Source organism: Streptomyces vilmorinianum, from assembly GCF_005517195.1.
GTDB classification, from domain to species: domain Bacteria; phylum Actinomycetota; class Actinomycetes; order Streptomycetales; family Streptomycetaceae; genus Streptomyces; species Streptomyces vilmorinianum.
On record NZ_CP040244.1, the window covers coordinates 5698929 to 5722779 of the forward strand.

Here is a 23851-nt window from a genome sequence, read left to right on the forward strand (position 1 = left end):
ATGATCCCCCTCAGTACCGGCGATCCGCTGCGCCTCGGCCCGTACAGGCTTCTCGGCACCCTGGGTGAGGGCGGTATGGGAAAGGTCTACTTCGGGCGCGACAGCGCGGGCCGCACCGCAGCGGTCAAGGTCCTGCACCCCGAGCTCTCCCACGACGCGCATCTGGCCCAGCGCTTCGTACGGGAGGCCGTCACCGCGCAGGCCGTGACCAGCCACGGCGTGGCGCGGGTCCTCGGCGCGCAGTTGGAGGGCGGCCGTCCCTGGATCGCCGCGGAGTTCCTGGCGGGCCCGACACTCGAAGAGGCGATCGCCGCGTACGGACCGCTGGACGAGGCCGGACTACGCACCCTCGCGGCGGCTCTCGCCCGCACGCTCGGGGACATTCACGCGGCCGGTCTCGTCCATCGCGACCTCAAGCCGTCCAACATCGTTCTGACCTCGGCCGGTCCGCGCGTCATCGACTTCGGCATCGCCCGTCCCGAGCACGGGCTGACCCTGACCACGACCGGCCAGATCCCGGTCACCCCGGGGTACGGTGCACCGGAGCAGGTGCTCGGGCAGCGCGTCGGCCCGGCGGCCGACGTCTTCTCGCTCGGCGCCCTGCTCGCATACGCGGCGAGCGGGGTCCGTGCCTACGACGGCCCGCATGTGGCAGGCGTGCAATACCAGGTCGTGCACGGCGATCCGGACCTGCGACACGTCCCCGACGGGATCCGGGTCCTGCTGCTCCCCTGCCTGGCCAAGGACCCGGCCCATCGCCCCCTCCCCTCCCAGATCGCGGAGGCCTTCACGCCGCCGCGGGGAGCGAACAAACTGTGGCGCCAAGGTGACTTGGCCGCGGACATCCGCCGGCGTGAGAAGGCGGCCGCAGTCATGACCGCGGCCTTCCGTTCAGCCGGAGAGGCCAAGCCGTCCCGTCGGCGACTTCTCATGGCGCTCACGGGGGGAGGCGCCGCACTCGGCCTCGGCGGCGTGGGGGCGGCCTGGTGGCTCCCGGACGGCCGCGAGCCCGCGAACGTTCCGGTGGTCATCCCGGCGGCCGCGGAGCGGCCGGTGGCCGCCACGCTCAAGCCAGATGAACAACTGACCCCTCTGTGGGGGCCCATGACAGGAACGGACTCCACGACGCTGCCTCCCCTCCCGGTCCGGGACGTCGTGGTGGTCGGCTCGGCCGACGGCGGACTGGCCGCCTACCGGGTGACTGACGGAAAGCGGAAGTGGACGGCCTCGGATGTGATGGCGTCCGCCGGCTGGCTCACCGCGGCCGATCGGCTCGTCCTTGCAGCGGATGTCACGGGATCCCTGTACGCGTTCATCGCCTCGACAGGCGAACAGGTGTGGTCGGTCCCCGTCTCTGCCGACAGGCTCCTGGCCTCGGACGACCGCGCCGTGTACGTGATGACCCAGGAGCGGCAGTTGCAGGCAGTCGGCGTCACGACCGGCAAGGTGCTCTGGTCGTTGCTCACGCCTGTGCGGACGTCGAGCGCGAAGCCTCCGGCGGCGGCCGTGAAGAATGGCCGGCTGGTCCTGTTCCCGTCCGACGGCAATGTGGTCGCTCTGGACACGGCCACAGGCAAGGCCGTCTGGGGTCTCGACGACCAGGGGACGTCGGCGGTCATGCCCGCCGTGGTCGGCGACAAGGTGTACCTCGGCGGCCGCACGCTCACATGCCGGTCGCTCGCCGACGGAAAGGAGTTGTGGAGCGTTCCTGCCGAGTCCGGGGTATGGGGACCTCCAGCCGTCCGCGGTAACGAGGTGTACGGCGTCGACCACGACTTCCGCCGCCTCCGGGCGAGCGACGGCAAGGAAGAGTGGTATCTCTACGGAGCAACCAGGTACGGCATCAGGCTGCCGCCTGTCGTCCAAGGAGGCACGGTGTGGTTCGCAACGAGTGACGACGGGTATCTGATCGCCGTCGACACCCGCTCCGGTAAGCAGATCTTCGATTACTCGAACGAGGGTATCGGCGGGTACGCGTATGCCGGAGACGGCAATCGCGTCTTCGTCGAGCACGCCGGCTCGATCTCCGCCCTACCGGTCAGACCTTGAGGGAACGCGCGTGAAAGAACAGGGTGGGCGCCTCCCGTGCGCGCCCACCCTGTGTGCTGTTCGGCCGTGGCTTAGAAGAAGCCCGAGGCCCTCTTGTCGCCGGCCTGGTAGGCCGGGGCGGCCTGGCGGACCGCCTTGGCGATGCCCTGCAGCGCCGTGTGGATGGCGCGGGTCTCCTTGTCCCACTTGAGGTGCGCGCCGTCCGCGGCGGTCTTCGCCTCACCTTCCCAGGTGTTGGAGACCGAGCGGATCTTCGTCTGGATTGCCTCCAGAGCGTCGTCCAGGCGCTTCGCCTGCGCCTCGATCGTGTTCGCCGCGTCATCGAGCGAGGCGTACGTGACGAGCATGACGCCGTCGTTCTTGGTCGACATGGTCCCTCCGGGTGCCGATGGTGTGTACAGGTTGACTGGTGCGGTGTCCGACGCGAACGTCAGAGACCGGCGATGTTCGACTTGGCCTTCGCCTCGGCACCGGCGTCGCCCGAGAAGCCCGCGGTCACGTCGACGCCCTTCAGGGCCGCCTCGACCTCGTCGTCGGTGTTGCCGGAGGTCGTACGGGTGACCTGGATGGCTTCCTGGAAGTTGAGCATCAGCTTGGCGATGCGCACCATGCCCTGGTTGATCTCCGTCTGCTTGACGTCGAAGGCGCCGGCGCCGATGCCCTTCCAGCGGCCCTCGAGGCTGTCGATGACACCCTGGAGGGACTTCAGCTGTCCCTTGACGTCCTCGAACTTGACGGTGAGTTCGTCCTGGAAATCCTTGAGGCTCTGATCGCCAACCTTCAAGACTGACATGTGTCGCTCTCCCTTTCTGGGTTCTCATTGAGGCTGCGTCCGCCGGTTCAGGCGCACGCAGGTTGGTCTGTGCGGGTCGGCTCCGCTACCGCCGGGCAGGCATCAGGCGGTGCGCCGCCGTCGTGCGATCACGAAGGCCACCCCTGCGACGACGACCACGGCTGCGGCGCCGCCGATGATGAGCCCCAACTGGCTCTTGTTTTCAGTGCTCTTGCTGGAGCCTGCCACAACGGCGTCGGATGTCGGCTTGCTCTCGGGGGCTTGTGCCGAAGCTGATGCAGAAGGGGCAGTCCAGTGGGACGAATCCGACGTGTCGCCGACCTTCTTGTTGGTCAGGGGGTTGATGCCCGGGTCACCCGGCTTGCCGATGCCGCGGTTGATGTGGGCGCCGGGACGGACGATGCCGTAGCCGAGGTAGCGGCTCACGGTGCCCGGCTTCCAGTCCTCGCCGCGGCCGGCGGACTCAAGCATGACGCGGAGCACCTGGTTGCCGGTCCAGTCGGGGTGGGCGGACCAGATGAGGGCGGCGGAGGCGGAGGCGATGGCGGTCGCAGCGCTGGTTCCGCCGTCTCCGTCGCAGTAGCGGGTGAAGCTCTCGTCGCACCACCTTGGAATGCCGTTAGCCGGTGCGGCAAGGTCTACAAAGTCGCCGTGCTGGGAGTAGTCGGCCACTTGGCCTTCCCGATCGGTTGCTGCGACTGCGATCGCCTCGGGGTAGGCGGCCGGATAGTGCTCCTTGTTCCCCTTCTTGGCATCGTTGCCTGTTGCTGCGAAGAACAGCTTGCCCTTCGACTGAGCGTATTTGACGGCCTCTCGAACGGCCGTCGTGTAGTACTCGTTGCCGAACGACATGTTGATGATCTTGGCATCACTGTCCGCAGCGGCTCTGATCGCCTCTTCCTCGTCGAAGGCGTTTACCTTCTGATTGTTCTGCAACTCCGTGTCGCTGACCCGATAAGGAATGATCTTTGCTCCCGGCGCCAGCCCTTTGAGGCCCCCGCCTGCTCCCGTGCCGGCGATGAGCTCAGCCATCGTCGTCCCGTGGCCCCTGTAGTCGTCGGTTTCGTCGCCCTTAGCCTCTGAGACGTCCATCCCCTTCAGCACTTGCCCCTTGAGGGAAGGAGTGGAGGGGTTGACTCCGGTATCGATGACGGCAACCTTGATGCCTTCGCCTGTCGAGGTCTTCCAGATCTCCTCGGCATCCATGGCATCCAGGTACCACTGCTTCGACTGGACATCGGCAGCAGCCGCCGCAGGGGCAGCGCCGACGAAGCCGACCGTCAGCACCGCCGTCGCAGCAACCATGCTGAGCAGCCCTCGTCGAAGCCTGCGCGCCTCAATCATTCCTGCCGTCATCCTGACTTCCGAACCTTCCCAGTGGTTAGTCGATCACCGGCGGAACAGCACCGCGCCGACGGTTCGCCCATGTCTCTTCGTCTTCCGTCAGGTAGTCCGGGCGCGTCGAGCCCTCGCGGTCCCGATCGTCACCTGACGGACGCTGGTTGCCACGACCACCTGCGAAAGGTGCGCCTGCAGCACGAGGCGTTCCGACGACTCCGTTCGTGCTGGGGGTGCCACGGCCGACGGGGCGAGCCCCCTTGTCTCCGGAGTTGGCGCCCACCACACCCGACTGGCTGGGCCGCGCGGCGGTGGAACGGCCCGCGGCCGGTCCCTCTCCGCCGATGACCGTGCCCTTGGGGATGCGCGATCCGGCATTCCCACCGGCGGAGCGCTGCGTACCACCGACGATTCCGTCCGCCCGACCACCACGAGGACCGTTCGGGCCACCGGATCGTCCGCCCACAGGCTGACCCGTGCCACCGGGACGACCGACGACAGGCGACTGGCCACGAGCCCCGCCGACCCCGGAACGCCCTGCCGTGTTGGCAGGGGTGCCCATGGGTCCCTGGCGGCCCCCAGTCGTCCCGGCACGCCCGGCCGGGGTCGAAGACGTACCACCTGGGGCACCCGTCGCCCTGCCCGTCGTTCCGCCGGCCCGCCCTGTCACGGGAGAGCCGCTGGTCTGGCCGGCGCGTCCCACGGCGTTGGGCCCGGCAGTCGTCGGCCGGGGAACACCGGTCGTGCCCGTGACACGCGGCCCGCCTGTCCGAGGCGGGGTGCCGAGCCCGATCATCGGAGGAACGGGGCCGGTGTTGGTGATCGGGGGGGTGCCGGTGACCGTGGTCGGCGGCGTGGCGGTGGGCGTGGTCGGGGGCGCCGTAGGCGTCTTCACGCTGTCGATCTGAATCGACGTGCCCGGGTCCTGGATCGGTTCGGCCCTGCCAGGAGATTCGGTTCGGGTTCGGGACGAGGTCTCGCTCGTGCCCGTCTCGCCCTCGATGACACGACGCGGAGAAGACTGGGACAGGTCATCACGAGACGTGGCGGAGTTGGAGTTCGCGTAGAGATCGTCCTGCCCCCTCGGCCTCGGCACCGGCGCCTTGTACGACTTCGGCGGCGGCGGCATCTCCTGGCTTGCCAGGGTCGACTGCGACACCGTGTAGTACGACCCCAGGCGGTTCATCTGGTTGATGGCCTCCTGCCGGTCCTTTTCGACCTGCAGTGCCTTCTGGTACTCCGGGTTGTCCTGCCTGACTCCTTCGGCCGTGAGCTTGTCCGGCCTCTTCTGGTCAGCAAAGGCACGATCATCGCGCGGCGGCATCGCGTTGCGCACCGAGGTGAGGCCCGTGCTGGCGACCTTCATCTGGGCGCCGAAAGCGTTGGCGACTCGCGCGATGTCCCAGGCGTAACCGACGACCCCCTGGCCGTACTCCTGGAAGGCGGTGGCTCCCTCGCCCTCCCATTCAGTCTTCCTGACGAAGTCGTTCAGCTCTTTGGCCGCCTTGTTGATGGCGGTCGTCGCGTTCTCCAGCGCCTCTCCGGCGTTCTCCAGATCGGCAGGGTTGGCGCGCTGCACGAAGTCGAGCAGTTGGTTGAGCTCCATGCCGTCGAAGGCAGTCTTCCCCAGGGCGATGTAGCCCGCCCCCGGGCCGAAGATGTCGACGAGGTCCGACACGCGCTCCGTCATGTCGACGAAGGCGTACTTCCCCTGGATCTGGGCATCGTCCGCCTGCTGTTCCTGCTCCGGGGTCAGGTTCGGCTTCTCAGACGTCGGCTTGTTCTCTTCACTCATCAGAACACCCCGCTCTTGGCATCATTCCCAGGCTTCGGGGGCTGGGCGGGATCGTTGCTCTTCGCCAGCTCCTTGCGCTCTTCCGCCTCTTCCCGCTCCTTGTCCAGGCGCGCCTGGATCTCGTGGAAGCGGCGGCGCTGCTCGTCTTCCACGTTGTCGTAGCCGACGTCGGCCGCGTGGACGCCGATAGTCAGCATTTCGATCTGGTCGCTGAGGTTCTTCGACAGCAGGACGAGTGCCTGGTGGACGCGGTTGTACTGCTCGTAGAAGCCATCGGCCTCTTGGAAGTTGCCGCCGAACGACGCGCGCGTCACCCGTTCCATGCCCATCTTGGCGGCGCCACCTGCGCCGCCCTCCAGGTCCGTCAGTACGGCGTCGACCTGGCTCCGGAATTTCTTCAGCGCGCCGACTCCGCGCTCGAGGTTACTCACTGCCGCCCCCGTCACCCACTACCTCAAGCACGAGCCATTCCTCCCCGTTTGCTACTGCTGTCCTACATTGCGATCGTGGCGACTCGCCGTCCACCGATTGCATCGGATACCACTGTAAGCACTGGGGCTGACAGCCCCAAGTGTCTTCTCCGTCACGAGACTTCTACAGTTCGGTACCCCGAGGCGGTGTGCGGCTGCAATTGCTTCTGCGCCGGTGGTCCCGGAGCGCCACCGCTCCGCCGGCGATCGCCGCCACCAGGACTCCTCCGCCCACCACCACATAGGTCGCCAGGCGGGCAGCGCGCTGGTCCGGGGTCTCGCCCAGGTGGAGAGCGGCCGGGGTCGGGGCCTCGGCGCGGGTCACTCCCTCGTGGGCGACCGGCTTCTCGATCGGCTTGTCGTCCTCCGTCAGCGCCCGGATCGGGTCGACCACGCCCCAGCCGACGAGGCGGTCGTGGCCCGCGATCGAGCGTTCGGCGGTCTGCTGGATCTGGGCGACGATCTGTTCCTGCGTCCAGTCCTTGTGCTTGGCCTTGATCAGGGCTGCCAGGCCGGCGACGTAGGGGGCGGAGAAGCTGGTGCCGTTGTCGGCGCAGTGGCCGCCTCCCGGCACCGTCGAGATCATGTCGACGCCGGGGGCGGCCACGCCCACGAAGTCGCCGGACTGGGAGAACTGCGCGCGTTCGTTGTTGCGGTCGGACGAGGCGACGGCGAGGACGCCCGGGTACGAGGCGGGGTACGTGCGCTTGACGTTGCCGCCGAGGCCGTCGTTGCCCGCCGAGGCGACGACCACGATCTCGCGCGCCAGAGCGTCGTCGACGGCCTCCTTCAGGGCGAGCGTGGGCTCCACGGCGTTGGCCGTGTCCTGGGAGATGTTGATCACGTCGGCCTTCTTGGCGATCGCGTGCCTGATCGCCGACGCGAGCGTCGCGGCCGTGCCGTGGCCTTCGGCGTCGTTCTGCTGGACGGGGATGATCGTGGCGTCCGGCGCAAGTCCGACGAACCCCGTGCCCTTGGCCGGGCGAGCGGCGATGATGCCGGCCACCTTGGTGCCGTGGCCCACCGTGTCCGTGGTGCCGTCCTCCTTGCCGCGCTCGATCTTGTTGCCGTTCTCGTCCTTGATGTCCTTCGGGATGAGGTTCACGCCGCTCTTGACGTCCACGGCCTTCGTCAGCTGCGGGTTCCTGACATCGACGCCCGTGTCGATGACGGCGACCCGCACGCCCTTGCCGGTGGACTGCGTCCACAGTTCGTCCATCAGGACGCGCTGGAGCGACCAGGGGCGGCCCTCGTACATCTTCCCGGGGAAGGTGCACTGGGAGCCGTCCTCCGCCACCGCGGTCGACAGCGGCAGGCCGATGACGGTGAGCGCCGTCGTGGCCGCGACGGCGAGCAGACGCCGGGGGAGGTACGTCATCGTCGTCCCCGCCCTCATGAACCCTGCGGCTGGCGTGCGGCGCCGGTCGACAGGCGGGGCCCGGTGGGCAGGAACGTGGACCACTCCGCGGGGATGGGGAGCGGCTCGACGTTCTTGTATCCGAGGCGGTTCTGGGCCTGCTGCGCCTCCGCCTGGCGCTGCTGCTTCTCCTCCTCCGAGCCGGAGGAGCCGATGCCGGAGTCGTCGGTGGCGCTGTCGCCGTTCGACTGCATCGCATAGCGAAGGCCGGTGTCGGTGACGAGGAACAGGAACCCGGTGGAGGTCGTGGATCCCTTGAACTGCCGGAACAGCTGGCCCGATCCGGGAGTGACGTAGGCACTGCTGGAGCCGGTCGGCAGGGTGGCCGGGAAGTCCGTTCCCGCCCAGGTGCTCAGCGTCGTCGAGCCGTTGCCCTCGTTCACCTTGCGCAGGACGTTGCAGACGGTGTTGCGGCTGCCTTCGGTCGTGCTCGCGTCGTTGACGGGCACCGGCACGGACTGGGGCCACTTCTTGTCCTGGCCGAAGGCCTGGCCCGGCTGGAAGGCGCCGCCGCTGACCGAAGTCGCCTGGCCCGCCTGGCCGAGGTCGACGAGCTGGCGGCTGTTGAGCAGCAGCTTGGCCGTGAAGTCCGAGACGGGGGCGACCGTGTCCTTGAGTACGACGTACATCTGCTTCCTGGTGCCGTCGGTCGCGGACAGCACCATCCCGACCTTGTTCACCTCGGCCGGGAGGCCGCTGACGCCGGCGGCGGCGCCCGCCTGGCCGGGGACGGTCGGGAACGAGATGCGGTCGCCCTTGTGGAGGGTGGCCAGCCACGCGTCGGAGACGCGCTGGGCGGCGCGGCCCTGGCCGACGAGCTGCCGCAGGAGCAGTTCGTCCTTGTCCACGGGGTACGCCCTGCCCTGGGCGTCGACGACGTAGCGGGTCTGGTCGGGCCCTTCGACGTACAGCAGTTCACCGCCGACGAGCCGGTTGGCGCCGTCGGTCTTCTTCTCCTCGCGCTCGGCGAGGACGAACGCCGCCTTCTGGATCGCCCGGCCGCCTTCGCCCGGCCGCTCGCACACGGCCCAGCGCTTGGCCCGGCCGGCCTCCTTGTCACTGGGGAGGCGGTCGGGGGCGTACGGGATACCGAGGGTGGCGCCGTGCGGGATCTTCCCGCTGTCGAGCACCGACTCGTCGACGTTGATGACCTTGCCCTTGTCGGGGTTGAGGAGCAGCTTGGCCGACGACATGTTCAACACCGGGTGGAGCTGCGTCTTGTCGCCCGTCTTGAGCACCACGTAACGCGTCGTCGACTTGCTCGCGATGATGACGTTCTCGCCGGGCTTGTCCCAGTCCTTGGGAGCGACCGGCTTGAACATGCCCCAGGCTCCGAAGATCGCCAGGATCACCACGCCGACGATGGCTCCGGGGGCCACCGCGCGCAGCGGGCGTGGGGCACCTTCCTCCGAGCCCGTCGCGTTCGGCTGCACGAACTGCGCAATCAGCCTCCGCTTCGCGAAGGTGTAGGCGTTCAGTTCATCGCGTCGTGATGCCATCTGTTCGCTGTCCCTCTCCCCGCTGGGCGACCAGGTTCCCACACTCACCGAGGCCTGCCTGTCGTCCCGCCGCCCCCTACTATGCCTGGCGGCACTTGCGTCTCACCGCTCAGGTAGGGTGATCGCCCGGTCAACGCCCATGGGAATTTGGTTATTACGGACACGAGGGGGCAACGCGGCGATGGGTACGGCGACGCGTGCGCGTAACGGGCGGACCACCGGCCGGGCGGCTGGATCTTCCCGACGGCAACGCAGCAATGGCGGCAGCGAACGGCGCGATCCTCGAACAGCGCCTGCCGCGCGGGCAGTCCCCGCGACGACGACGCTGCGCCCGCTGTCGCGGACCAGCCGGGTCGGCCCCTTCCAGCTGCGGCAGCTGGTTCTCGTGGAGTCGGCGCTGGCCCTGGTCGCCGTCGGGTTCGCGATGGGCGGCCTCTGGCTCGTCCCCACCTGCGTCGCCGCGGGCGTGCTGGTCGTCCTGGCGGTGATACGCCGTCGCGGTCAGGCCATGCAGGACTGGCTCGGGACCGCGCTGTCGTTGCGTGCCCGCCGGCGCAACACCGCTCCCGCCGCGCCCGATTCGGACCCTTCCCTCGCTCCCGTGACGGAGAGCGTGCCCGGTTTCCGTCCCTCGCCGTACGTCGACCGGAACCATCGCACCGTCGGCATGCTGGGCGACGGCACGTTCCTGACCGCCGTGCTGCGCGTCGAGGCGAGCGGTGCGGCGCTGCGGCCGGTCTTCGGCGCCCGCGCCTTCCCGCTGTCCCTTCTGGGTGACGCCCTCGAGGTCGACGACATCGTGGCCGAGTCGGTCCAGCTGGTGCAGCAGGTACGCGCGGCTCCCGCGCCCCACCTCCCCCAGCAGTCCGTTGCCCGGCTCTCGTACGCCCCTCTGCAGGAACGGACCGGGGCGCCCGCGCTGCGCCTGACCTGGGTGGCCGTGAAGCTGGACCCCGAACTCTGCCGGGAGGCCGTGCAGGCCCGCGGCGGCGGACTCGAAGGCGCTCAGCGCTGCCTCGTCCGGATCGCGGACCATCTGGCCAGCCGGATCTCCGGCGCCGGCTTCCAGGCCGTCGTGCTGGACCAGGAGGAGCTCAACTCCACCATGGCGACGGCGGCCTGTACGAGCCCGCGCGCCGCGGCCAGGGCCGGCCGGCCCGACACGGCACCTCAGCGCCGTACGGCCGAGACGTCCCGGGTGTGGCGCTGCGACGACCGCTGGCACACCACGTACGCGGTCGGCCGCTGGCCCGACCTCGGGCGAGGGGCGGCGCCGCTGCCCAAGCTGGTCGCGCTGCTCACCGCCGTGCCCGCGTACGCGACGACGTTCAGCCTCACCGTCCGCCACGGGACGCGTCAGGGCGCGATGGACGTCGGCGGCCACGTACGGGTCACGGGTGGCTCCGACAACGAACTCGTCCGCGTGCGGCGGGCTTTGGAGCAGGCGGCGCGCCACGCGAAGGTCGGGCTGCTGCGCCTGGACCGCGAACAGCTGCCGGGCGTACTGGCGACGATGCCTCTGGGGGGTGCCCGGTAATGGGGCGTGGCGGAACGGCGAAGGGGCTGCGCGGCCTGATCGGCCCGCGGCACGCGGGACACACCATGCCCGCGGACCATCTCGGGGCCCTGTCCCTGCCGGTGGGCGACGACGGTGTGGTCATCGGGGAGGACGCCGAGGGCCGGTCGCAGATGGTGGGGTTCCACCGCTCGACCCCGTACGACGTCCTGCTCATCGGCGGCCTGTGGACGGCACAGGTCCTCGCGCTGCGCGCGGCCGGCACGGGAGCCCGGGTCGTGGTCGAGACGGGGCGGCCCCGGGAGTGGGTCGGCCTGGCGCAGGCGGCCGGAGCGGGCCTGGAGTGCATCACGCTCCATGACGTGGGCCGTGTGCCGCCGTTGGGCGCGACGGTCGGCAATCCCGTCGTCGTGATGCGGGACTGCGGCATGCGGCCGCCGCGTGGGCGGGTCGTCTCGTCGCCGTGGCAGTCGGTCCTGACCCTCCTGCCGTATCTCAGCCCGGTGGCGCCGCGACTGATGCGGGCCGCGACGCTCGTCGGCGTCCAGCGGGTCTCGCCCGAGGAGGCGCAGCAGATAGGGCGGATCCTGGGGTTGGCCCAGAACGAGATCGAGGCGCTGCCGACACTGGCGGATGGCGTGACGCTCTGGTGCGCCGGACGCGAGCGGCACTGGGTCATCACGAGCGCGACGGACGCGGAGTCGGGTCTGCTCGGTATGGCCCGCCGGATGGACTGAGCGGATGGACTGAGCGGATGGACTGAGCGGATCGACGGACCGCTTGGCCAAGAGGCCTGCGCCACCGCGCTGAGCTGCCTAGTATTCCCTTGGTGACGCAGAGCGACGTCGAACTGCTCGGCGTCACGAGACACTTGGGCCGTTCATCCGGCCGCGAGCGAAAGGAACCCCCATGGGGAGCGCGCAGGAAAAGGACGAGCTGTACGCCCTCGACATCTCGGACGTCGAGTGGCACGGTGCCCCCGGTACGAGCCCGGACGAGGAGCGCGTCGAGATCGCCCATCTGCCGGGCGGTGCCGTCGCCATGCGCTCCTCGCTGGACCCGGACACGGTGTTGCGCTACACCGAGGCCGAGTGGCGGGCGTTCGTGCTCGGCGCGCGGGACGGGGAGTTCGATCTGCGCTGAGGCTTCGCCGGATGCGGATCGAACCGGCGGCCGCGCGCCCGAAGCGGGGGCGCGCGTCCGCCGGTTCGTCATGAGGTGGGGCGGCCGAAGCCGAGACCGGATCGTTGGGCAGGGAGCGCCGGATCACCGGATCGGCTGATCGGGCGTGAGGCTGTACGTAGTTGTACGGGTTTGACCTACCCGGCTCTTCACGCTCCGCCGCTCCGGCGTCACCGGAGAGCAGCACGTGACGCAAGGGACAGCCGCCGGGAGCCGACGGGCCTGCCGGAGCGGCGTTGCGGGCGATTAGGGTGGGTCAGGGCGCGGCAGGAGAACCCTCGGGCGTGTTGGCCGCGTCCCAGGGGGAGAGCCGGGCCGATCGGCAGTGAACGGTGGCCCCGACGCACGACGGCACAAGGGTGCTCGACCACACCAGGAGGCAAAGTGAACGGCGATCGCGACGACATCCACGGGGGCTGGAACCTTCCCGTCGACGAGTCCGACGCGGAGCCCGCGGAGCTGACGGGTGAGTTCACCATCGACTACACCCCGCCTGCCTGGTACACGCAGAACGCGTCGGGTGACACGTCGGGCGGGGCCGCGGGGCAGCCCACGCCGCCTCCGCCGACGGGGGCTCCGGTGGCCGTGCCGGGATTGCCCGCGGGGAGCGGCTTCGAGCCGAACTGGGCGCCCGCGCCGCCTGGACCGCTCGCCCCTCCCGGAGCGCTCGCCCCTCCCGGAGCGCTCGCCCCTCCCGGAGCGCCCACGCCTCCCGGAGCGCCCACGCCTCCCGGACCGCCGGCACCGCCCGTCGCCGGGCCGGCGCCCGAGCAGGTGCCGCCGGCCGCGGCCCAGCCCGTGCCGGCCGAGGCCGAGGCCGAGGCGGCCGACGCGTCGGCGCGGCCTTTCGGCGGCGGTGATCTGGAGAGCGGCGCGACCATGCGCTTCTCCCCCGCCGCGCTGAAGCGCGAGATGGCGGAGATCGTGGAACGCGCGGAGGCGAACGTGGCCGAGGCGGCCGAGGCGGCGGGTACGCCCGGAGAGCAGGAGCAGCCGACGCCGTCGGAGACCGCGCCGGAGCCGGCCCCGGAGGTTTCGGGCACGGCCACGGACGCCTCCGCGGCGACCGCGGGAGCCGGTGGTACCGGTGACGTCCCCGCCCTCCCCGCAGCCGCCCAGGCGGCCACGGAGGCGCCCGATGCCGGGGAGGCGGGCGAACCTTCTACGTCTCAGGACGACGTTCCGGAGCGGGCTGACATCGCCGACGCCGCCGAGACGGGCGACGCTGCCGAGTCACCCGCACCGGAGCAGGCCGTCGACACCTCAGGAGCTCCCGCCCCGGGCGCCGAGGCGACCGAGAAGCCCGCCGAGGAGCCTCAGGACGCGCCTCCCGCCGCGCTTCCGCCCTCCCCCGCCGCCCCTGCCGCCCCTGCCGCCCCGCAGGACGGCGCCGGGCTGCCTCCGCTGCCGCCGTCGTTCCAGCCGGCCGCGCCCACGGCCGCGCCGCAGTGGCCCGCCCCGGCGCCCACGGACGGCCGGCCGGTGCCGCCGCCCGCGCCGCTGCCCGCCGCCGCCTCCTGGCCGGCCCAGCAGGCACCCGTACCGCAGCAGGCCGCCCCGGGCCAGCCGCTGCCCGCTCCCCTGCCCCCGCAGGGCCAGGGCGCGTACGGCTTCCCGCAGCCCGCGATCCAGCCCCAGGCACCGCAGGCGCCCCAGGGCGGCTACGGATTCCCCCAGCCCACCCCCCAGCCCCAGGCACCCCAGGCACCGCAGGCACCCGCCCCCGCGCCGCAGGGCGGCTACGGCTTCCCGCACCCGGGACAGCCGGGGCAGCCCGGTCAGCCCGTACCGCCGCAGGCCCAGGGCGGCTACGGGTTCCCGCACCCCGGCGCGCACCCCGCCCAGCCCGTCCAGCCCGCGCCGCAGGCCCCCGCGCCCGCGCCCGCGCCCGCGCCGGACGCCAACGCCCCCGCGCCGCAGGGCGGCTACGGCTTCCCGCACCCCGGCGCCCAGCCGCCGGCCGCGCAGAACCCGCCGGTGCCCGGGCAGATGCATCCCGACCACCACCAGGTACCGCCGCAGGCCGGACAGCAGCCGCCGATCGATCCGCGGACGGGCGGCGCCTGGCCCACCCCGGTCACGCACGACCAGCGCGAGCGTTCCGTCCCGGGCGCCCCGCTCGGCTACACCGCGGCCGTGGAGCTCTCCTCGGACCGTCTGCTGCGCAACAACAAGCAGAAGGCCAAGTCCAGCCGGAACCCCGGCCCCTCCGCCCGCTTCAAGATCGGCGGCAAGAAGGAGGAGGCCGAGCGGCAGCGCAAGCTCGACCTGATCCGCACGCCGGTCCTGTCCTGCTACCGGATCGCGGTCATCTCCCTCAAGGGCGGCGTCGGCAAGACCACGACGACCACCGCCCTGGGCGCGACCATGGCCACCGAGCGGCAGGACAAGATCCTGGCCATCGACGCCAACCCGGACGCGGGCACGCTCGGCCGCCGGGTGCGGCGCGAGACCGGGGCCACCATCCGCGACCTCGTGCAGGCGATCCCGTACCTCCACTCGTACATGGACATCCGCCGCTTCACCTCGCAGGCGCCCTCCGGTCTGGAGATCATCGCCAACGACGTGGACCCGGCCGTCTCGACGACGTTCAACGACGAGGACTACCGGCGGGCGATCGACGTCCTGGGCAAGCAGTACCCGATCATCCTCACCGACTCCGGCACCGGTCTGCTCTACAGCGCCATGCGCGGTGTGCTCGACCTCGCCGACCAGCTGATCATCATCTCCACCCCGTCGGTCGACGGTGCCTCCAGCGCCTCGACGACGCTCGACTGGCTCTCCGCGCACGGCTACGCGGAGCTGGTGCAGCGTTCGATCACGGTCATCTCCGGGGTCCGCGAGACCGGCAAGATGATCAAGGTCGACGACATCGTGCAGCACTTCCAGACCCGCTGCCGCGGGGTCATCGTGGTGCCCTTCGACGAGCATCTCGCGGCGGGCGCCGAGGTCGACCTCGACATGATGCGGCCGAAGACGCGCGAGGCGTACTTCAACCTGTCGGCGATGGTCGCCGAGGACTTCGCGCGGGCGCAGCAGGCACAGGGGCTGTGGACGGGGGACAACCAGGGCGCCATGCCGCCGCACATGGCCCCGCCGATGCCCGGACAGCAGTACGGCGGTCAGCCCGCGCCGGGACAGCCGTACGCCCCTCAGCCGCCCCAGCCGCAGCCGCACGCGCCACAGCCCGGACAGCCGCACGCGCCTCAGCCCGGTCAGCCGTACGCCCCGCAACCCGGACAGCCGTACGGTCAGCCCGGACAGCCGTACCCGCCGGCGCAGCAGCAGCCCTACCCGCAGCAGCCCGGCCAGCCGGGTCAGCCCGGCGTTCCCCAGGGCTGGCCGCAGCAGCAGCCCCCGCAGACGCCTCCGCAGGCACCGCCAGCCCCTCAGCAGTAAGGCGTCACAGGAGTAGACCAATGAGGCCCCACACCGGCTCCCCGGTGTGGGGCCTCCTCGCATTCCCGCAGCCCACAAGGGGTTTGACACATCGTTGACGACGCTTGTCCAGCGCTGATAAACCTTCGCTTCATCAGTTGGCGCCCAAGATCCACGACGCGAGGTACGTCCTATGGTCATGGTCAAGAAGGTTCCGCCCCGCCCCGCCACCCCGCGAAGACTCCCCCGGCTGCTCCTCGCCGCAGGCGTCACCGCCACCACGCTGATGGCCGTCCCGCAGGCCACCACCACCGCCGCCCACGCCGCGGAAGGCGGCACCACCCTCACCGTCGCCGTCTCGCAGAGCGTCGACTCCCTGAGCCCCTTCCTCGCCCAGAAGCTCGTCTCCACCAGCATCCACCGGCTGGCCTACGAGTACCTGACGAACTACGACGTGAAGGACGCCAAGCCGATCCCGGGCCTGGCGACCGCGTGGAAGTCCTCGCCCGACAAGCTGACCTGGACGTACACGATCCGCAAGGACTCGAAGTGGTCCGACGGGAAGCAGGCCACCGCCGAGGACGCCGCCTGGACCTTCAACAAGATGATGACGGACGAGAACGCCGCCACCGCGAACGGCAGCTTCACGTCCAACTTCAAGACGGTCACGGCGCCCGACCCGCAGACGCTCGTCATCGAGCTGAAGAAGCCGCAGGCCACGATGACGGCGCTCGACGTGCCGATCGTGCCCAAGCACGTCTGGGAGAAGGTCGGCGACTTCTCGAAGTTCAACAACGACCAGCAGTTCCCGATCGTCGGAAACGGTCCCTTCGTCATCACGGACTTCAAGGTCGATCAGTACATCAAGCTGAAGCCGAACAAGGGCTTCTGGCGCGGCGCGCCCAAGTTCGACGAGCTGGTCTTCAAGTACTACAAGGACGGTGACGCGGCGGTCGCCGCGCTGCAGAAGGGCGAGGTGTCCTTCGTACCGAATCTGACGCCCGCTCAGGCCGCCGCCCTGAAGTCCGCGAAGAACATCAAGGTCAACGACGCTCCCGGCCGCCGGTTCTTCGCTCTCGCCACCAACCCGGGCGCGAAGGCCAGGGACGGCAAGACCTTCGGCAACGGCCACCCGGCGCTGCTCGACCCGGCGGTCCGCAGGGCGCTCTTCCTCGCCGTGGACCGGACCACGATCGTCGACAAGGTCTTCCAGGGCCATGCCGTCGAGGGCGAGGGGTACATCCCGCCGCGCTTCGACGCGTACTTCTGGCAGCCGAGCGCCGAGCAGAAGCTGGCCTACGACCCGGCCAAGGCCGAGCAGGTCCTCGACCAGGCCGGATACAAGAAGAACGGCGAGGGCAAGCGGGTCGGCAAGGACGGCAGGCCGCTGGACTTCCGGATCCTGTGCCACGCCACCGACCCGAACGACAAGGCGATCGGCAAGTACCTCCAGGAGTGGTGGGGCAAGCTCGGCGTCGGGCTGAAGGTCGAGTGCCTCGACAACGTCGGCGACCCGTGGACGAAGGGCGACTACGACCTCGCCTTCGACGGCTGGTCGGTCAACCCCGACCCGGACTACGTCCTGTCGATCCACACGTGCGGCACACTGCCCGCGACCCCGAAGGACACCGGCGCCACCGACAACTTCATCTGCGACCAGCGGTTCGACGCGCTGTACGCGCAGCAGTCGGTGGAGTATGACGCCGCCAAGCGGGCGGATCTGGTCAAGCAGATGCAGTCGAGGCTGTACGACACGGGGTACATGAACATCATGGCGTACCCGAACGCACTCGAGGCGTACCGCACGGACCAGATCAAGTCGATCACGACGATGCCGGAGGCCGCCGGCAATCTCTGGGGCCAGGACGGCTACTGGAGCTGGTGGTCGGCCGTGCCCGCGGCGAGCTCCGCGTCCGACGGCTCGGACGGCGGATCGTCGACCGTCTGGCTGGTCGTCGGCCCGGCGGCGATCGTCCTCGTCGGGGTCGGCGTCTGGACCGTCCTCCGGCGCCGGTCCACCGCGGACGACCGCGAGTAGTGACGTGACGACAGCAAGCACGCCCGCCGACGTGGCGCGGACCGAGCCGGTCCGCGCCACGGACGGCGGCGCTTCCCGCACCGGCTCCACCCTCGCGTACCTCCGCTATGTGGCGGGCAAGCTCGGCGGCGCGGCCGTCTCGCTCCTCGCCGTGCTCGTCACCAGCTTCTTCCTCTTCCGGATCATCCCCGGTGACCCGGTGAAGGCGATGACCCACGGCGTGCCCACCTCGGCCGAGCAACTGGCCACGCTGCGCAAGCAGTTCGGGCTCGATCTGCCGCTGTGGCAGCAGTTCACGGACTACTGCGCCAAGGCGCTGAGCGGCGACCTGGGCACCTCGTACCAGTTCCACGCCCCGGTCGGCGATCTCATCGCGCAGAAGCTGCCGGCGACCCTGCTGCTCACCGGTGTCGCCGTGGTCATCTACTCGACGCTCGGACTGTGGCTCGGCACCCGCTCCGCCTGGCGCCACGGCGGGCTCGGCGACCGGCTGAACACGGGTGTCGCGCTGACCCTGTGGTCCGTGCCCTCGTTCTGGCTCGGCCTGCTCCTGATCATCGTCTTCTCCGTCGGCATAGGGCCGGTTCCCGGGCTCTTCCCGACCGGCGGCATGGAGTCGGGCGCGGGCGAGACCGGCTTCGCGTACGTCCTCGACGTCGCCCACCACATGGTGCTGCCGGTTCTCACCCTGGTGGCCGTCGGCTACGCGCAGACCCTGCTCGTCATGCGCTCCTCGCTCCTCGACGAGATGGGCAGCGACTATCTGACGACCGCGCGGGCGAAGGGCCTGCGCGACGACGTCGTACGGCGCCGGCACGCCGTACCGAACGCGCTGCTTCCGACCGTGACCATGGTCTTCATCAACCTGGGCCATGTGGCGGCCGGTTCGATCCTCGTGGAGACGGTGTTCTCCTGGCCGGGGCTCGGCGGGCTGTTCTATCAGGCGCTCAGCGTGCCCGATCTGCCGCTCGTCCAGGGCCTGTTCGTGGTCTTCGCCGGAGCGATGATCGTGATGAACCTGATCGCCGATCTGCTCTATCCGCTGCTCGACCCCCGGGTGGGCCGATGACCTCTCCCACGACGTCCTCCTCTCTCGCATGGGCACGCCGCCGCGGTACGGTGTCCCGCTTCTGGAAGCAGTACCGCACCCACCGCGCCGGTCTCTACGGCCTGGCCGGACTCGCCCTGATCGCTCTGCTCGCCCTCGCCGCCCCGCTGATCGTCGGCGCCGACGTGCGGTCCGTGACGAACGCTCCGGGTACGGCCCTGGAGTCCCCGAGCGCCGAATTCCCGCTCGGGACCGACCAGTTCGGGCGGCCTCTGCTCGGCCTGCTGCTCTGGGGAGCCCGGATCTCGCTGCTCGTCGGCCTGCTCGCGGCGGCGCTCTCGGTCGCCATCGGCACGCTCGTCGGGATCGTCGCGGGCCACTACGGCGGCTGGTTCTCGACCGTCGTCATGCGGATCACCGACTGGTTCCTGGTGATGCCGACCCTCGTCCTCGCGATCGTGCTCGCCACCGTGATGTCCCGCTCGATGTGGACGGTCATCCTGGCGATCGGCGTCACCAGCTGGCCGACCACGGCCCGGCTGGTGCGCGCCCAGACGATCGCGGTGGAGTCCCGTCCGTACATCGAACGGGCCACGGCGCTGGGCGGCGGACACGGGCACATCATGAGCCGGCACGTGCTGCCCAATGTGATGCCGCTGGTGCTCGCCCAGACCACGCTCGGCATCTCCACCGCGATCCTCACCGAGGCGACGCTCGCCTTCCTCGGCCTCGGCGACCCGACGGTGGTGTCCTGGGGCGGCATGCTCCAGGACGCCCGGGAGGCCGGTGCTGTCTCCTCGGGCCACTGGTGGTACCTCGCCCCGCCCGGGATCGCGATCGCGCTGGTCGCGCTCGCCTTCACGCTGTGCGGGCGGGCCGTCGAGTCCGTACTGAACCCGAAGCTGGGGGTGGGGCGATGAGCCTGCTCGAGGTACGGAACCTGAGCGTGACGTACGGGTCGGGGGCGGCCGCCGTCCCCGCCGTACGGGGAGTCGATCTCACGCTGGCCGCCGGGCAGAAGCTCGGGGTCGCGGGCGAGTCGGGCTGCGGGAAGTCGACGATGGCGCTTGCCCTGCTGCGTCTCCTGCCGGCCTCGGCGCGGCTGACCGGGGAGATCCTGCTCGACGGCGAGGACGTCCTCGCCATGAAGTGGGGGCGGCTGAGGGCCGTGCGCTGGGCGGGGGCGTCGATCGTCTTCCAGGGCGCGATGCACTCGCTCAACGCGGTGCACCGGATCGGCGACCAGATCGCCGAGCCGCTCCTGGTGCATGGGCGTCCCACCCCGGCGGCGGTGCGGAAGCGGGTCGGGGAGCTTCTGGAGCACGTCGGCCTTCCGGCGGCGCGGGCGGCCGCGTATCCGCACGAGCTGTCGGGCGGGCAGCGCCAGCGGGTGATGATCGCGATGGCGCTCGCCTGCGATCCGCGGCTGATCGTGGCCGACGAGCCGACGACCGCGCTGGACGTCATGATCCAGGCGCAGATCCTGCGGCTGATCGAGCGGCTGGTCGCCGACGACGACATCAGTCTGCTGATGATCAGCCACGACCTGGCGGTCCTGGCCGACACCTGTGACCGGCTCGCGGTGATGTACGCGGGGCGGGTGGTGGAGGAGGGCCCGGCGCGGGCCGTGTACGAGACGGCCGAGCACCCCTACGGGCGGGCGCTGTCCTCGGCGTTCCCGAGGATCGGCGACCCGGCGTCCCGGCGGGCGCCGCGCGGGCTGCCGGGCGATCCGCCGGACCCGGCGGACCTGCCGGGCGGGTGCGCGTTCCACCCGCGCTGTCCGGTGGCGGTGGAGGGGTGCGCCGAGCAGGACCAGGAGCTGCGGGAGGCGGGCGCGGGGCGCCGGGCGGCCTGCGTACACGTCGGGAGTGCGTCATGAGTGCGGAGCTGTCGGAGTCGCAGGAGTCGGCGCCCGAGGCGGGCGCCGGAGCGGCGGCGTCGGGGGCTTCGGTCGCGGCCGCCCCGGCGTCGGAGCCCGCGGCGTCGGAACCCGCGGCGTCGGAACCCGCGGCGTCGGAGCCCGTGGTGTCCGGGGCGGTGGGGCGGGAGTCGGCTCGGCCGCTGCTGTCGGCGAGCGGTCTGCATGTCGCCTTTCCCGGGCGGCGGGGCGCGCCGGCCGCGCGCGCGGTGGACGGGGTGGACCTGGACATCGGTGCCGGCGAGATCGTGGCGCTGGTCGGCGAGTCGGGGTGCGGCAAGACGACGCTGGCGCGCTCGCTGCTCGGTCTGGTGCCGCCGACGTCCGGCTCGGTCACCTTCGCCGGTGAGCCGTTGTCGTACACCTCCCGCGCCCTGAAGGCGTACCGGAAGCGGGCCCAGCTCGTCCTGCAGGACCCGAGCGGTTCGCTGAACCCGCGTCACACCGTGTACGACGCGGTGGCCGAGGGGCTGCGGATCCACGGGTACGACGGGGACGAGCGGGCGGCTGTCGGGGAGGCCCTGTCGCGTGCCGGGCTGCGGCCGCCGGAGCGCTTCTTCCTGCGCTACCCGCACGAGCTGTCCGGCGGGCAGCGGCAGCGGGTCGTCATCGCGGGTGCCCTGGTCCTCCAGCCGGAGCTGATCGTCGCGGACGAGCCGGTGGCCTCGCTGGACGCGTCCGTACGGGGCGAGATCCTGGCGCTGCTGCTGCGTCTGCGGGACGAACTGGGGCTCTCGGCGCTGGTCGTGACGCACGACCTGGGTCTGGCGTGGAACATCGCGGACCGGGTGGCGGTGATGTACCTGGGGCGGATCGTGGAGACCGGGACGGTGGAGTCGGTACTGACGTCACCTCAGCACCCGTACACCCGGGCGCTGTTGTCGGTGCTGCCGGAGTCCGGGGGCGAGCCGGTGGTGCTGACCGGCGAGCCCCCGGACCCGTCCCGCATCCCGTCCGGGTGCCGCTTCCACGCCCGCTGCCAGGTCCTCGCCTCGGGGGAGGCGACGGCGGTCGCGGACCGCTGCCGGGGTGAGGAGCTGCGGGTGCTGGGCGGAAGCGGCGCGCGGGACGTGGCCTGTCACTGGGTGGCGGGCGGCGCGTGACCGCCGGAGGGGCCGGCCCCGGCGGCACGCGTCGTACGGACCGTCAGCTGCTGGGGTCCTGGGCCGCGAGGTCGGCCGCGGGCTCGGCCCCGAGGTCGGCCGGGGACTCCGCCCCAGGCTCAGCGGCGAGGTCGGCCTCGGGCTGGGCTGCGGGCTGGGCTGCGGATTCCGCCGCAGGCTGGGCCGCGGGCTGGGCCGGCTTCTGCGCGGCGTCGGTCGCGGCGGCGGGCGGCAGGATCTCGCAGCTGCTGATCGCCGTGCGCGTCGAGACGGACTTCACCTTGCAGTCGTCCTTGCCGACGCCGCCGTCCACGCTCCCCCAGTGTTCGCCGACGATCAGGACGGCTCCCTCGGGGCCGCTGATCGTGTCGGCGCCGGGGCCCGCCTGGATGAGGCCGCCGGACTCGGGGCCGAGGGCCTTCGCCTCGATGATGTCGTTCTCGCTGCCGCCGAGGACCCGGCCGGAGAAATCGATGACGCCGACCTTGATGGTGTCGGCGCCGTCGTTGCCGGTCACGATGCCGCCACCGCGGTTGAACTTGGTCGGCGCGCCGGACACCGAGCCGGTGGTGATCTTGTCGTCGCCGTCGTCGCCGTGGACGACGGCGCCCTTGGCTCCGTCGCCGACGACCGTGGCGACCTTGATGACGTCGTTGCCGCGGTTGCCCCGCACCATGCTGAAGCTGTTCTGGGGCACGAGGTGCTTGGTGCGGATCACGTCGTCGCCTTCGCCGCCCATCACGGCGGAGTCGATGACCAGACCCCTGACCTCGATGTAGTCGTTCCCCCCGCCGCCCCAGACGGTGACGTTGTCCAGGTCGCTGTCGCAGAAGATGTTGTCGTCCTTCGCGGTGCCGTTGACCGTGTCCCCCGGGGGTGCCTCGACCCCGTTGACCCAGCACTGGTGCATGGGCACCCGGCCCTGCTGGGGTCCGGCCGCCTGCGCGGGCGCGCCGGCCAGGGACGCGGCGGCGATGCCGGCGCACAGCGCGGTGAGCGCGGCGGGGCCGCGCACGGTCCGGCGGAGGGAGGGTGGCGTGACGGGCATACGGGTCTCCTTTGCGGAACGGGCGAGAAAACCAGGGGACTGTCAGGTGGTCGTGGGCGCGGACTGGACAGGGGCCGGGCAGCCGACGATCCTGCGGGCCTTCAGATCGGGCTCCAGGGAGGGCACGGCGGCCGTCGTCCACCGGCCCAGGCACATCTCCGCGGTGATGCCGGGACCGAATCCGGCGATGATGCCGCGGGCGCCCTCGGGCAGCCCGCCGGCCTCGAAGAGCCTGCGCACCGCGTCCAGGACGACGGCGCTGGCGATGTTCCCGTACTCCGTGAGGGTGGACCGGCTGAACCGGAAGGCCTCGGGCGGGACTTCGAGGAAGCGGCTGAGGTCGTCCAGGATGCGCGGCCCGCCGGCGTGGATGATGTAGAAGTCGAGGGCGCCCGCGTCCCAGCCGTGCGCGCCCGCGATCTCGCGGAGCGCGGGGGCCAGCGGCTCCATGGTGGTCGGCACCCGCTTGTCGAGCAGGAAGTGGAAGCCGGTGGCCCGGACGCTGTACGCGATCCAGTCCTCGGTGTCGGGCACCAGGTAGGAGTTGTTGCGCTCCAGGCCGATCCCGGTGCCGCCTCTGCCCCGTACGACCGCCGCCGCCACCGCGTCGCCGAACAGGCCGTTGGAGAGCAGCGAGCCGACGCCCAGGTCGGTCGGCTGGTAGCAGAGCGAGCAGAACTCGCAGGCCACGATGAGGACGTTGGCGTCCGGGTAGGCGACGCAGAAGTCGTGGGCGCGGTTGATCGCCGCGCCGCCGGCCGCGCAGCCGAGCTGGGCGATGGGGACCTGCCGGGTGTGGCTCGGGAAGCCCATCGTGTTGATCAGCCAGGCGGTGAGGGACGGCATCATGAAGCCCGTGCACGACACGTAGACGATCATGTCGATGTCGGCGGGGCGGAGCCCTCCGTTGCGCAGCGCCTCCTCGACGACCTTCGGCACCCGCGCCTTGGCCTCCTTCTCGTAGAGCGCGTTGCGTTCCTCGAAGCCGGGGTGCTTCAGGGTCTCCTCGATGGGCTGGACGATGTGCCGCTGGGTGACGCCGGTGTTCTCGATGAGCCGGAGCGCCAGCGGCAGTTGGGGGTGATCGGCGTGGAGCGACCGGGCGAGGGCGAGCGTCTCCTCCCTCGTGATCACGTACTCCGGTACGGACACCGCGGGTTTGCACAGAGTCACCACGACAGTCGCTCCTTCGTTCTCGTACACCGCGAACTGCCGCCCACACTCACCCGGGGGACCCGACCCCGCAACCGCGAGCG

General features: G+C 70.9%; 19 protein-coding genes. 10 read left to right on the forward strand and 9 right to left on the reverse strand.

The features are described from left to right. A complete protein-coding gene (locus tag FDM97_RS26370; RefSeq protein ID WP_137992971.1) occupies positions 1 to 2049 on the forward strand; it encodes a serine/threonine-protein kinase in 2049 nt (682 codons plus the stop codon). 71 nt (positions 2050 to 2120) lie between these two features. On the opposite strand, the gene FDM97_RS26375 is transcribed toward FDM97_RS26370, so the two are convergent. The 7 genes from FDM97_RS26375 to eccB form a co-directional block, all read right to left on the reverse strand. After that, positions 2121 to 2420 (reverse strand): WXG100 family type VII secretion target, encoded by a 300-nt coding sequence (locus tag FDM97_RS26375; protein WP_137992972.1) that lies wholly within the window; start codon positions 2418 to 2420, stop codon positions 2121 to 2123. A 59-nt stretch (positions 2421 to 2479) separates the two neighbouring features. Beyond that, positions 2480 to 2842: a WXG100 family type VII secretion target gene (locus FDM97_RS26380; protein WP_137992974.1), complete on the reverse strand. Its 363-nt coding sequence runs from the start codon at positions 2840 to 2842 to the stop codon at positions 2480 to 2482. A gap of 102 nt (positions 2843 to 2944) precedes the next feature. Next, complete coding sequence (locus FDM97_RS26385) at positions 2945 to 4198, reverse strand: S8 family serine peptidase (protein ID WP_137992975.1); 1254 nt, start codon at positions 4196 to 4198, stop codon at positions 2945 to 2947. A gap of 25 nt (positions 4199 to 4223) precedes the next feature. Continuing rightward, positions 4224 to 5975 (reverse strand): hypothetical protein, encoded by a 1752-nt coding sequence (locus FDM97_RS36040; protein ID WP_175439240.1) that lies wholly within the window; start codon positions 5973 to 5975, stop codon positions 4224 to 4226. Continuing rightward, positions 5975 to 6406, reverse strand: a complete 432-nt coding sequence (locus FDM97_RS26395) for a hypothetical protein (RefSeq protein ID WP_254705767.1) — start codon at positions 6404 to 6406, stop codon at positions 5975 to 5977. The genes FDM97_RS36040 and FDM97_RS26395 overlap by 1 nt, the downstream gene beginning before the upstream one ends. Positions 6407 to 6569: 163 nt before the next feature. After that, positions 6570 to 7823: a type VII secretion-associated serine protease mycosin gene (gene mycP / locus FDM97_RS26400; RefSeq protein WP_137992979.1), complete on the reverse strand. Its 1254-nt coding sequence runs from the start codon at positions 7821 to 7823 to the stop codon at positions 6570 to 6572. Between the two features lie 14 nt (positions 7824 to 7837). After that, complete coding sequence (gene eccB, locus FDM97_RS26405) at positions 7838 to 9361, reverse strand: type VII secretion protein EccB (RefSeq protein WP_137992981.1); 1524 nt, start codon at positions 9359 to 9361, stop codon at positions 7838 to 7840. Between the two features lie 181 nt (positions 9362 to 9542). On the opposite strand from eccB, the gene eccE reads away from it, so the two are divergent. The 9 genes from eccE to FDM97_RS26450 all read left to right on the forward strand — a co-directional run bounded on the left by eccE (position 9543) and on the right by FDM97_RS26450 (position 21547). Continuing rightward, complete coding sequence (eccE, locus tag FDM97_RS26410; RefSeq protein WP_175439241.1) at positions 9543 to 10898, forward strand: type VII secretion protein EccE; 1356 nt, start codon at positions 9543 to 9545, stop codon at positions 10896 to 10898. Beyond that, a complete protein-coding gene (locus tag FDM97_RS26415) occupies positions 10898 to 11614 on the forward strand; it encodes a hypothetical protein (RefSeq protein ID WP_137992983.1) in 717 nt (238 codons plus the stop codon). Before eccE ends, FDM97_RS26415 begins: the two co-directional genes overlap by 1 nt. 172 nt (positions 11615 to 11786) lie before the next feature. Beyond that, the gene (locus FDM97_RS26420; RefSeq protein ID WP_137992984.1) at positions 11787 to 12020 is read left to right on the forward strand and encodes a DUF397 domain-containing protein; all 234 of its coding nucleotides are present in this window, start codon (positions 11787 to 11789) and stop codon (positions 12018 to 12020) included. 423 nt (positions 12021 to 12443) lie between these two features. Beyond that, the gene (locus tag FDM97_RS26425) at positions 12444 to 15458 is read left to right on the forward strand and encodes an SCO5717 family growth-regulating ATPase (RefSeq protein ID WP_175439242.1); all 3015 of its coding nucleotides are present in this window, start codon (positions 12444 to 12446) and stop codon (positions 15456 to 15458) included. A gap of 178 nt (positions 15459 to 15636) precedes the next feature. Further along, on the forward strand, positions 15637 to 17475 hold the full coding sequence (locus FDM97_RS26430; protein WP_137992985.1) for an ABC transporter substrate-binding protein: 1839 nt from the start codon (positions 15637 to 15639) through the stop codon (positions 17473 to 17475). Positions 17476 to 17479: 4 nt separating this feature from the next. Then, positions 17480 to 18544: an ABC transporter permease gene (locus FDM97_RS26435; RefSeq protein WP_137992987.1), complete on the forward strand. Its 1065-nt coding sequence runs from the start codon at positions 17480 to 17482 to the stop codon at positions 18542 to 18544. Next, the gene (locus FDM97_RS26440) at positions 18541 to 19443 is read left to right on the forward strand and encodes an ABC transporter permease (RefSeq protein ID WP_137992989.1); all 903 of its coding nucleotides are present in this window, start codon (positions 18541 to 18543) and stop codon (positions 19441 to 19443) included. Before FDM97_RS26435 ends, FDM97_RS26440 begins: the two co-directional genes overlap by 4 nt. Beyond that, a complete protein-coding gene (locus FDM97_RS26445) occupies positions 19440 to 20405 on the forward strand; it encodes an ABC transporter ATP-binding protein (RefSeq protein WP_137992991.1) in 966 nt (321 codons plus the stop codon). The genes FDM97_RS26440 and FDM97_RS26445 overlap by 4 nt, the downstream gene beginning before the upstream one ends. Beyond that, positions 20402 to 21547 (forward strand): ABC transporter ATP-binding protein, encoded by a 1146-nt coding sequence (locus FDM97_RS26450; RefSeq protein WP_254705768.1) that lies wholly within the window; start codon positions 20402 to 20404, stop codon positions 21545 to 21547. The genes FDM97_RS26445 and FDM97_RS26450 overlap by 4 nt, the downstream gene beginning before the upstream one ends. A gap of 43 nt (positions 21548 to 21590) precedes the next feature. On the opposite strand, the gene FDM97_RS26455 is transcribed toward FDM97_RS26450, so the two are convergent. Next, positions 21591 to 22595 (reverse strand): hypothetical protein, encoded by a 1005-nt coding sequence (locus FDM97_RS26455; RefSeq protein ID WP_137992992.1) that lies wholly within the window; start codon positions 22593 to 22595, stop codon positions 21591 to 21593. Between the two features lie 42 nt (positions 22596 to 22637). Beyond that, on the reverse strand, positions 22638 to 23771 hold the full coding sequence (locus FDM97_RS26460; protein WP_137992993.1) for a type III polyketide synthase: 1134 nt from the start codon (positions 23769 to 23771) through the stop codon (positions 22638 to 22640). Positions 23772 to 23851: the final 80 nt, after the last annotated feature.

What these genes read in the sequence shown, in the direction of transcription:
- FDM97_RS26370 (WP_137992971.1), top strand. Translation starts at nt 1, where the DNA reads ATGATCCCCCTCAGTACCGGCGATCCGCTGCGCCTCGGCCCGTACAGG.
- FDM97_RS26430 (WP_137992985.1), top strand. Translation starts at nt 15,637, where the DNA reads ATGGTCAAGAAGGTTCCGCCCCGCCCCGCCACCCCGCGAAGACTCCCC.
- FDM97_RS26440 (WP_137992989.1), top strand. Translation starts at nt 18,541, where the DNA reads ATGACCTCTCCCACGACGTCCTCCTCTCTCGCATGGGCACGCCGCCGC.
- eccE (WP_175439241.1), top strand. Translation starts at nt 9,543, where the DNA reads ATGGGTACGGCGACGCGTGCGCGTAACGGGCGGACCACCGGCCGGGCG.
- mycP (WP_137992979.1), bottom strand. Translation starts at nt 7,823, where the DNA reads ATGACGTACCTCCCCCGGCGTCTGCTCGCCGTCGCGGCCACGACGGCG.
- FDM97_RS26420 (WP_137992984.1), top strand. Translation starts at nt 11,787, where the DNA reads ATGGGGAGCGCGCAGGAAAAGGACGAGCTGTACGCCCTCGACATCTCG.
- FDM97_RS26385 (WP_137992975.1), bottom strand. Translation starts at nt 4,198, where the DNA reads ATGACGGCAGGAATGATTGAGGCGCGCAGGCTTCGACGAGGGCTGCTC.
- FDM97_RS26450 (WP_254705768.1), top strand. Translation starts at nt 20,402, where the DNA reads ATGAGTGCGGAGCTGTCGGAGTCGCAGGAGTCGGCGCCCGAGGCGGGC.
- FDM97_RS26375 (WP_137992972.1), bottom strand. Translation starts at nt 2,420, where the DNA reads ATGTCGACCAAGAACGACGGCGTCATGCTCGTCACGTACGCCTCGCTC.
- FDM97_RS26380 (WP_137992974.1), bottom strand. Translation starts at nt 2,842, where the DNA reads ATGTCAGTCTTGAAGGTTGGCGATCAGAGCCTCAAGGATTTCCAGGAC.
- eccB (WP_137992981.1), bottom strand. Translation starts at nt 9,361, where the DNA reads ATGGCATCACGACGCGATGAACTGAACGCCTACACCTTCGCGAAGCGG.
- FDM97_RS36040 (WP_175439240.1), bottom strand. Translation starts at nt 5,975, where the DNA reads ATGAGTGAAGAGAACAAGCCGACGTCTGAGAAGCCGAACCTGACCCCG.
- FDM97_RS26415 (WP_137992983.1), top strand. Translation starts at nt 10,898, where the DNA reads ATGGGGCGTGGCGGAACGGCGAAGGGGCTGCGCGGCCTGATCGGCCCG.
- FDM97_RS26445 (WP_137992991.1), top strand. Translation starts at nt 19,440, where the DNA reads ATGAGCCTGCTCGAGGTACGGAACCTGAGCGTGACGTACGGGTCGGGG.
- FDM97_RS26455 (WP_137992992.1), bottom strand. Translation starts at nt 22,595, where the DNA reads ATGCCCGTCACGCCACCCTCCCTCCGCCGGACCGTGCGCGGCCCCGCC.